Source organism: Desulfosarcina sp. (genome assembly GCF_041551955.1).
Lineage (GTDB): Bacteria > Desulfobacterota > Desulfobacteria > Desulfobacterales > Desulfosarcinaceae > Desulfosarcina.
Map to the genome: position 1 here is coordinate 1 of NZ_JBFELV010000173.1, position 9546 is coordinate 9546.

Annotated in this window: 5 protein-coding genes; 3 read left to right on the forward strand and 2 right to left on the reverse strand. The window is 56.3% G+C overall.

The window, feature by feature from the left end; all coding sequences use genetic code 11:
• The 3 genes from hisS to ABYV26_RS13910 form a co-directional block, all read left to right on the forward strand.
• On the forward strand, positions 1-1101 hold a 1101-nt coding region (hisS, locus tag ABYV26_RS13900), incomplete at its 5' end, for a histidine--tRNA ligase (protein ID WP_372681954.1).
• Positions 1094-2905 carry an aspartate--tRNA ligase gene (aspS, locus tag ABYV26_RS13905; RefSeq protein ID WP_372681955.1) on the forward strand — a complete coding sequence of 604 codons (1812 nt, stop codon included), beginning with the start codon at positions 1094-1096 and terminating at the stop codon, positions 2903-2905. The genes hisS and aspS, both read left to right, overlap by 8 nt.
• A 151-nt stretch (positions 2906-3056) precedes the next feature.
• Positions 3057-5459, forward strand: a complete 2403-nt coding sequence (locus tag ABYV26_RS13910) for an AAA family ATPase (RefSeq protein WP_372681956.1) — start codon at positions 3057-3059, stop codon at positions 5457-5459.
• 50 nt (positions 5460-5509) lie between these two features.
• On the opposite strand, the gene ABYV26_RS13915 is transcribed toward ABYV26_RS13910, so the two are convergent.
• Positions 5510-8521 (reverse strand): response regulator, encoded by a 3012-nt coding sequence (locus ABYV26_RS13915; protein ID WP_372681957.1) that lies wholly within the window; start codon positions 8519-8521, stop codon positions 5510-5512.
• Positions 8522-8563: 42 nt separating this feature from the next.
• On the reverse strand, positions 8564-9546 hold a 983-nt coding region (locus tag ABYV26_RS13920), incomplete at its 5' end, for a putative bifunctional diguanylate cyclase/phosphodiesterase (RefSeq protein WP_372681958.1).

The following is a 9546-nucleotide window of genomic DNA, read 5'->3' on the forward strand; positions in this document are numbered from 1 at the left end:
ATCGTGGAAAAAGAGATGTACACCTTTGCCGACCGCAAAGGTGACCAACTGACCCTGCGGCCCGAGGCCACCGCATCCATTTGCCGGTCATACATCCAGCACAAGATGTACGCCCAGGACCCCGTTCGCAAATTTTACACCATCGGCCCCATGTTTCGCCGGGAGCGGCCTCAGAAAGGCCGCTACCGCCAGTTTTACCAGATCGATGCTGAAATCTTCGGTGTGGGTGCGCCTTTCGCGGATGTGGAACTGATCTTTCTGCTGCGCACCCTGTTCGACCGCCTGAACGTGACCGACACCACGGCGCAGGTCAACTCGTTGGGCTGCCCCGCCTGCCGGCCCCGGTTCAAGGACGCCCTGTCCACGCTGTTGGTCGAGGCGGCCTCATCCCTGTGCAGCGACTGTCTGCGCAGGAAGGATCGCAATCCCCTGCGGGTAATGGACTGCAAGGTCCCCGGCTGCAGGGAGGCCATGAAGGGTGCCCCGGCTATCATCGACTACCTGTGCGACGACTGCAGCAGCCACTTTTCGACGGTCACCGAAATGCTGACCCAACTGGGCGTTCCATTCAACGTGGACAAACAGCTGGTGCGCGGGCTGGATTACTATACCCGCACCGCCTTCGAAATCCAGACCGGCGCGCTGGGCGCCCAGAGTGCCATAGCAGGCGGTGGGCGCTATGATGGACTGGTCGGCTCCCTGGGCGGGCCTGAGGTCCCGGCCATCGGCTTTGCCATTGGTTTCGACCGTTTGGCGGAAATCGTCGCCATGAACGCCCCGGCGGCCATTCGACCGCCTGACCTGTATATCGCCGCCCTGGGTGATCCGGCCAAGAAACTGGCCTTTGAATGGTCGACTGCCCTGGGGCTCAAAGGCATCGGCGCCGCCATGGAATATGGGGACAAGAGCCTGAAGGCCCAGATGAAGCAGGCCAATCGCGCGGGCGTCGGTCGGGTGCTCATCGTGGGAGAGAGTGAGCTGGCGTCGGGAACGGTGGTGCTTCGAAACATGACCACCAAGACCCAGAGAGAGATCCCCGTGGGGGTGATTGTAGACACGTTGATCGAAACATTTTCCAAAAAGGAGAATTCTATTGGCTGAGATCCTCGGCGACATGAGAAGAACCCATCACTGCAACGCCTTGAGTGCCCGGGATATGGGCACGGAAGTCATCCTGATGGGCTGGGTCCTGCGACGGCGGGATCACGGCGGCGTGATTTTCATCGACCTTCGCGACCGGGAGGGAATTACCCAGGTGGTCTTCAATCCGGAGATCAATCCGGACATCCATGCCAAGGCGCACACCCTTCGCAGCGAATTCGTCATTGGCGTCCGCGGCCGGGTGGAACCCCGGCCCGACGGCATGGTCAACACCAAGCTGCCTACCGGCGAGATCGAGGTGCTGGTGGATGAACTGAAGATTCTCAACCCGGCCAAGACGCCGCCGTTCATGATCGAGGACAACGTGGATGTCTCCGAACCCATCCGCCTGAAAAACCGGCATCTTGACCTGCGGCGTCCACCGCTGCAGCGCAACATCATCACCCGGCACCGGGCCGGTGCATCGGTGCGGCACTTTTTAAACGACAACGGCTTTTTGGACATCGAGACGCCGGTGCTCACCAAAAGCACCCCGGAAGGCGCCCGGGACTATCTGGTTCCCAGCCGGGTCAACGCCGGCCAGTTCTACGCCCTGCCCCAGTCTCCCCAGTTGTTCAAGCAGTTGCTGATGATTTCCGGTTTCGACCGCTACTATCAGATCGTACGCTGCTTTCGGGACGAGGATTTACGGGCCGACCGTCAGCCGGAGTTCACCCAGATCGATATGGAAATGTCCTTCGTGGGCGAGGAAGACCTCATGGCCGTCAGCGAAGGCATGATGGCCAGCCTGTTCGACGAGGTCATGGGCCGATCATTGACCCGCCCTTTTCCCCGGCTGACGTACACCGAGGCCATGGATCGCTACGGCCTGGACAAGCCCGACACGCGCTTCGGCCTGGAACTCAAAGACATTTCCGACATCGTCGAGGGCTCCGGGTTCAAAGTCTTCGCCAACGTGGTTAAAAACGGCGGCATCGTCAAGGCCCTGAACGCCAAGGGATGCATCGATTTTTCAAGAAAAGAGATCGATGACCTGACTGCATTCGTGGCTGTTTACCGAGCCAAGGGCCTGGCCTGGATCAAGGTGCGCGAAGATGCCTGGCAATCCCCCATCGCCAAGTTCTTCACCGACGCGGAGAAGGCCCGCATGGCCGAACGCATCGACATGGCCCCCGGCGATCTGATCTTTTTCGTGGCGGACCAGCCCAAAGTCACCAACGAGGCGCTGGGACACCTGCGCAACCATATAGGCAAGCAGCTGGGACTCATCGACGACAACCGCTTTGACTTTGTGTGGGTCACCCACTTTCCCATGTTCGAATACGACGAGGTGGAAAAACGCTACCAGGCGCTGCACCACCCCTTCACCGCTCCTCTGGAGGAAGACTACGACCGATTGGAAAACGACCCTCTGGCCGTTCGCTCACGGGCCTACGACCTGGTGCTCAACGGCTTCGAGGTGGGCGGCGGCAGCATTCGTATCCACGATATGGAACTGCAGCAGCGGGTCTTTGCAGCCCTTGGTATGCAGCCGGCAGTCTATCAGGAGAAGTTCGGTTTTCTGCTGGACGCCCTGGAGTCCGGTGCCCCGCCCCACGGGGGCATCGCCTTTGGATTCGACCGCCTGGTGATGCTGCTTTGCGGTGAGCCTTCCATCCGCGACGTGATCGCCTTTCCCAAGACCCAGCGCGCCGCCTGCCTGCTCACCAATGCACCGTCCGAGGCGGCCAAGGCGCAGTTGGATGAGCTGTCATTAAGGATAAAGCTCACGGTCACGGAAACCCAGGAGAAAAACGAACCGTAGAATGTCCAGTTTGCAATCACGAATGTCGAAGGAGGGGCTCACCGCGAGATAGAAATAGTCTATAGAAAGAATTCCTTCCTTCATCATTTTGCGGTTCCTTGTTCGACATTGGGTATTCGTTGTATTTCTCATCTATGAATCAGGAGCCCTCATGACCGTTCAAAACGTGGTAGACGTTTCCGACCTGCGCTGTCTGTGCGACCCGTCCATATTCAAATTTGAAACCACCGCCGACATCGAGCCCCTGGACCAGGTGATCGGTCAGGAGCGGGCAGTAAGGGCCATCACCTTCGGGTTGGAGATGAAAAGCGCCGGATATCACATCTTCGTGACCGGTCCAGAAGGCACCGGCAAAACCACTATCGTTCAGGAGCTCATCCATAAGGCTGCCAAAGCCCTGCCCACGCCTGCGGACTGGTGCATGGTCAACAATTTCAAGGATGAATACCGCCCCAGGGCCCTGCCGGTGAACCCCGGCCACGCCGCCCGCTTTGCCAAAAGCCTGAACCGGCTGATCAGTGACCTTAAAATTCGCCTGCCCAAAGAGTTCCAGACGGATCCGTTTCGTGAGAAGGTCATCGAGATCCAGAAAAAATACGGGCAGCAGATAAAAGACCATTTCGAGGCGTTGGATCGATCGGCCCTGGAAAAGCACCTGAAGCTGGAAAAAACGCCGTCCGGTTACCAGACCATCGCCATCAACGGGGACGCACCCTATACCGAAGAGGAGTTTGAAGGCCTTTCCGAACCGGAGCGGGCCCGCATCGAACAGACCGTTCAATCCTTCCAGGAAGAGATCCAGACGGCCATGCGGAATGTCAACCGAATCACACACATCCAACAAAAGGAAATCCAGCAATTGGCGGAAGAAATGGCCCTTTTCGTGGTCAAGAACCGTTTGGACCTGGTCCGTGAGAATTACCAGGATCAACCGGAAATTCAACAATTCCTGGATGAGCTGCAGGAAGACATGGTGGACAACGTGGCCCTCTTCATGCCCCGTCAGCAGGAAGCGGAAGGCAACGGCGATGCACCGGAGAATGTCAGGGAGCTTTCCTTGAACCGTTACCGGGTCAACGTGCTGCAGGATCGATCCGGCATGGAGGGGGCGCCGGTGGTGTTCGAAACCAACCCCACCTATCAAAACGTGTTTGGCCGTATCGAAAAGAAGGCTTTCATGGGCACCCTGGTCACCGATTTCACCATGGTTCAATCCGGGTCTTTGCTGCAGGCAAACGGTGGTTTTCTCATCCTTGAGGTGGAGTCGACACTTGCCCACCCTCAGGTATGGGAGTCGCTCAAACGCGCCCTGCAAAACAAGATGCTCTGCATCGAAGACATGGCCCACGACATGGGCATGGGCACCGCCTCTCTGCGGCCGACGCCGGTGGCCCTGGACGTAAAAGTGATTCTGCTGGGGGGGTATGAACCCTTCCAGATTCTCCAGAACTACGATCCCAAATTCAACAAACTCTTCCGCGTGCGGGCGGACTTCGACTATGAGGTGGTCCGAACCGACGAGACCGTCGAGCTCTATGCCCAATTCATCGCCCGGGTCTGCCGGGACGAGAGCCTTCTGCCGTTCACCCCCGATGGGGTGTCGGCCGTGGTGGAGTATGGTGAAAAAGCCATTGACAGCAAAAACAAGCTGTCACTTCGTTTCGGCTCGGTGGTCGGCGTCATCAAGGAGGCCGATTACTGGGCCAGGAAAGACAACGCCGACCGGGTGACATCCCTCCACGTGGTCAAGGCCTTTACGGAGTACCGCTTCCGTTACAATTTGTACGAAGAGAAAATTCACGAAAACTATGTAGAAGACACCATCATGATCGACGTAGCCGGGGAAGAAGTCGGCCAGGTCAACGCACTGGCCGTCTACCAGATGGGTGAAATTGCCTTCGGACGACCGTCACGCATCACCGCCGAAACATTCATGGGAAAATCCGGCGTGATCAACATCGAGCGTGAATCCAAGCTGTCCGGAAAAACGCATGACAAGGGCGTGCTGATCCTCTCCGGCTACCTGGGTCGCACCTTTGCCCAGCGCTCCCCCCTCAGCCTGTCCATCAGCCTGACTTTCGAACAGAGCTACAGCGGCATCGACGGCGACAGCGCCTCGTCCACGGAGCTGTACGCCATTCTGTCCAGCCTGTCAGGCGTCCCCATCCGCCAGGGTATTGCCGTCACCGGGTCGGTGAACCAGAAAGGCCAGGTCCAGGCCATCGGCGGGGTCAACCAGAAGATCGAAGGATTCTTCGACGTTTGCCACAGCAAGGGGCTGACCGGCGGTCAGGGTGTGATGATCCCGGCGGCCAACGTCAAAAACCTGATGCTGAAGAAAAGTGTGGTGGATGCGGTCAAGCAGGGGAAATTCACGATCTGGCAGGTTGCCACCATCGAGGCGGGCATCGAAATCCTCACCGGAACGCCCGCCGGAAGGCCGGATGCGAAGGGCCGCTTCGCGTCTGAAACAATATACGGACGGGTGCAGCAGAAGCTGGAAACCTACCTGAAACAAAACCTGAAGCTGAAGCAGGCATACGCTGAACCCTGATCCCAATTATTGAAATCAGTTCTGCTGAGGTCCGATGGCATCCAGGAAATTTAGGCGGTGTCTGACGATTGCACCAGAGCGGACCGCAACACCTGGCCCAATTTGTCGATGGCATATGGTTTTTTCAGCAACCCCCCGGCACCCAGGCGCTGGGCCGCGTTGACCTCCTCGGTTTCAGAAAAACCGCTGGTAATGACAGCCTTCTGTCCCGGCTGTATCCGGCTGACCGCTTCGTAGGTTTCGCGGCCGTTCATTCCCGGTGGCATGATCATATCCAAAAGCATGAGATCCACATCGTGTGTTCCAAGGTAGTCCAGGGCAGCCTCTCCGCTATCCACCGTATTGACCCGATACCCCAGCACCAGAAGCATCGCCGATGCAATTTCCCGTTGGGTCGGATCGTCGTCGACAACCAGAATGCGTTCGCCATTGCCCTTGAAGGCGTCTATGGGCGTATTGGCTTCATCGGTTTCTTCCGCCGCGCGCGTACTCGGAAAATACAGGTCAAAGCGGGTACCGTTCTTGCCGCTGGCTACGGTAATGTAACCCGCATGATCCTGCACGGTGTTCCATACAATGGCCAAACCCAATCCGGTTCCGCTTCGCCCCATGATCTTTTTGGTGTAAAAGGGTTCAAAAATCCGATCCAGGTCACCCGGCGGAATCCCGCTCCCCGTATCCGCTACGCTCAGCATCGTGTATTCGCCCGTATGGACCGTCTCATAGCCCCGCATCGGTCGATCCACAATGCAGTTTTTCGTGCTGATGGTTATGACCCCTGACTGATCGAGGGCTTCCATGGCATTGGCCAACAGGTTCATCAACACTTTTTCGATGTGGATTCTTGAGCAACTGATATTCCATAGGTCCGCCTCAAGGCGAACCTCGACCTGGGCCTTGAGATGATGAGCCGACAGGTTGGCGTGCTCCGCCGAAACCAGGTATTCGCTGATCAAACGATTCAGGTTGGTAACCTCCCGACTGCTGGCCACCCCCCTGGCGATGGTCACCAGATCATTTACCACAGCGGCCGCCCGTTGCCCGGATCGCTGAATGGTTTGCAGCGGTTTTCTCAAGGGACTCTTTTCGGGCAGCTTCATCATGATGACCTCGGGGTAACTCATGATGCCGGACAGGATATTGTTCAGGTCGTGGGCAACCCCGCCGGCCAGCATGCCAAGCGCTTCCATCTTTCTGGCCCGGGCCAACTGCTCCTGAAGCGCTTCCCGCTCCTCAAGCGCCTGCATGCGTTCGGTCACATCCCGTGTCACACCCAATATGCCACAGGGTTGTCCATGGTTGTCCAGCATGAATGATGCGGCGATTTCAGTTTGTATGATTTCTCCATTTTTTTTCAATTGCTCGAGCTCAAGTGTCACATGGCGGCTGAAATCTCCTGTTTTTTCTCCATGGTGGAGTACTTCCATCATGGTGTCATTGGCTTTTTCCATCGATGCGGGCGTCAAGATCTGCTCCAGGGAAAACCCCATGAGTTCGTCGGTCGACCAGCCTTGCATCTTTTCCGCTGCAGGACTGATGTAAGTGAACACAAGGTTCATGTCCATGGTCCAGATGACATCCTGGATGTTTTCGGCCATGAGCCGATGTTTTTCCTCACTCTTTCGCAGGGCTTCTTCGATTCTCTGCCGTTCTTCAACTTCCAGCGTCAATTCAACGGTTCGCTTTTCCAGATCCTCTTTGAGATTGGCAATGTTCTTGTAGATGGCCGAATTGGAAAAAGCCAACCCGGCCACGGACAGCTGGTCCAAAAGCTTGAGCTCATCCGGTGACAGGTCGGCGCCGTGATCGGGCCTGGGCAACCAGACAACCCCCACCAACTGTTCGGCCTGAACGAGTGGCAGCATGTACCGGTACCCGTTTTTAACCATCAGCTCGAGCAGCTCAGGCGCCGCCTCTGCATACAGCGGGTGCGTCTCGATCATATCGATGCTGGCACTGAAAGGCTGTGACGCCAGCAGCATCGAGACAGCGTCAGACAACTCGGCACGGTTTCCGTTGGCCGGATTGACCATGGTGTTGGCGTGATCCCGGCAGAGAAATACCGCGGCATTGGGAATGGCCAGGTAGCGGTTCATGAGATCCTGAAACTCAATCACCAGCGCTTCAAGATCCTTTAAAAAGATGGCGTTGGCGATAAATTCCTTCACTGCCAGGCTCAGGTGGTGGCGACTCGGGTTGAATCGGCTGTTGATGAACGGCTGCAGCCGTCTAATGCAATGGTAATTGGCCATGAACCACGATGAAATGACCACTATGAACAGCCCGCGGCTGAATTGAGCGGCGCTGTTGTAAATCCAGTGCAGGAAAAAAAAATTGGGCACCAGTATCAGCGACGAGAGGACGCCCCATGAAGCGACCTGCAGCAGAATGCTGCGAATGTCCATCAGACGGTATCTGAGCACACCGTAGGCCAGTATGGACAGGGGCAGGAACAGAAAATTGCCTGCCGGATAAAAATCGTATCCATTCATGGCTGGAATGTTGAGCAGCGTCAGCAAGCCGGACATGCAAAAAGAGAAGATAATATACCTTTGTTTGCGAATGCGGACGAGGTTGCGCTCATTCCTTACCCGTCGCACGGTCTGAAAAACAAAATAGAATAGCGTAACCATGCCGTACAGGCCGAAAAGTTGAAACGCAGGCCCCCCCTTGGCGATATATCCCCAATCATACTGGTACAGCCCGTGGATGTACCAGCTGGTTGGCGTCGTCGCCGCCAGCAGGCCGCTGAAAAGAAAAGCACCGACGACCAACGATTTATTATGGATGTCCAGGAGGTGGTGCACGAACACGATGTGCAGCGCCGGGAGGAAAACATAAAAAAAATGGATGGACCGCTCAATGGCCAAGATCTGAGATAGGTCGGTCAGCAGGTGGTGGCTGATAAAAGCGGGGGACAGAAGCCCCCACCACAGGCAGATCACCGAAAACAGTTTTCGTTCGGTCGTTCGGGGCCTGGGACCAAAGGCGATGCCTGCCAGGGTGAGGCTGACCAACAGCGACAGGATCGGCGGAATCAGGTATATCGTCAGTGCATCCATAAAATTAACGGGTCTGCATGCGTTGATACCGCGATAGGCCCACTATAAATGGCCGTCGGCCAGGAGCGCAGCGAAGACATCCTGGGGAACCGGGTGTTTGAAGAGATAGCCCTGACCTTCATCGCAGCCCAGTTCCTTCATCAACCTGAACTGTTCCTCGGTTTCAATGCCCTCGGCCACAATCTGTTTGTCCATGCTGTGGCCCATGGCAATGATCGCTTTGATGATGATCAGATTCTTGGGTTCGGTGGTGCATCCCATGACAAACGAGCGATCGATTTTGATGATATCCACCGGGAAGGACGTCAGGTAGCTCAGAGAAGAGTAACCGGTTCCGAAATCGTCAAGGGCGATCCTGATCCTCAGGGCTTTGATCTGCTGCAGGGTGGAAACCGTCGCCTGGGTGTCCTGCATAAGCACGTTTTCGGTAATTTCGATCTCAAGGGCCTCGTTCTGGCTTCCGCGAGCGCCCAGCGCTTCTTTGATGGTCCGGATGATATTTTGGCTGGAAAGCTTGTACCCCGATAAATTTACTGCGACATTGATGGACGGCAACCCGTCCTCAATCCACTGCTTCCGCTGATTGCACGCTGTATGCAATACCCAGCGATTGATGTCGATGATCTGGCCGGATTCCTCTGAAATGTGGATGAATTTGTCTGGCGTAATCATTCCCTTGGTGGGGTGAATCCATCGGATCAGCGCCTCGGCGCCCACGATCCTGCGGGAGGCGAGATCGATTCGTGGCTGATAAAATAGAACAAATTCCTCATTGACCAGAGCCTTTTTCAGATCCCGTTCAATGGAAAATCGTTCTATGGCCGCCCGATTGAGGGATTCCTTGTAGAACTGGTAGCTGTTTCTACCATTGTTTTTGGCATGATACATGGCAGAATCGGCAGTCTTCAACAGCATGCTTGCTTCCTTGCCGTCTTCCGGGAAAACGCTGATGCCGATGCTCGTGGTCATCGAGACCTCATGCCCTTCGAGCTGATAGGTATCGGCAATTTCATCGATCAGACGCA